Genomic DNA, 624 nt, shown 5'->3' with positions numbered 1-624 from the left:
CTTACACATAGGCGCATTACCTTTCTTTTTATTTTGTTTGGTAGCTAATAATTATAGAGGTAATTGCGCCATTTTTGTATTCAAACATAAAAATTGGACTGATGATTTTTAGTCATCAGTCCAATTTATTATAGAGCCCTTTATTTACAATACTCCGTATTGTTGGCTCGCTTTCTTAGGGGACAGCTTCAGCCTGTAGTCTTCAGCTTGTCCTGTTCCCTCAAGAGTCTCGCCAAAATACTTTGTATTTATATGTAATTTTACATTGTAATACTTTAAAAAAATAAAGCACTTTCGTATAATTTAATAAACATCACTAAACTAAATTAACGAGGTGCCTTATGTATAAAAATTATAACATGACTCAACTTACTCTACCAATGGAAACTTCAGTTCTTATCCCCACAAATGATATTTCACGACATGTAAATGATATTGTTGAAACAATTCCTGACAATGAATTCGACGAATTCAGACATCACCGTGGTGCAACTTCGTACCATCCTAAAATGATGTTAAAAGTGATTCTATATGCCTACACACAATCTGTATTCTCAGGTCGTAAAATAGAAAAAATGCTTAATGATAGCATCCGAATGATGTGGCTATCACAAAATCAAAAAC

General features: G+C 32.9%; 1 protein-coding gene. It reads left to right on the top strand.

The genetic code is table 11. From position 1 onward, the window contains the following. Nucleotides 1-341 precede the first annotated feature (341 nt). On the top strand, nt 342-624 hold a 283-nt coding region (locus HMPREF3057_RS05230; RefSeq protein ID WP_142350341.1), incomplete at its 3' end, for a transposase.

Source organism: Streptococcus sp. HMSC072D05, from assembly GCF_001815805.1.
In the GTDB taxonomy this organism is placed as follows: Bacteria; Bacillota; Bacilli; order Lactobacillales; family Streptococcaceae; genus Streptococcus.
This window is presented reverse-complemented; position numbering and strand designations above follow the sequence as displayed.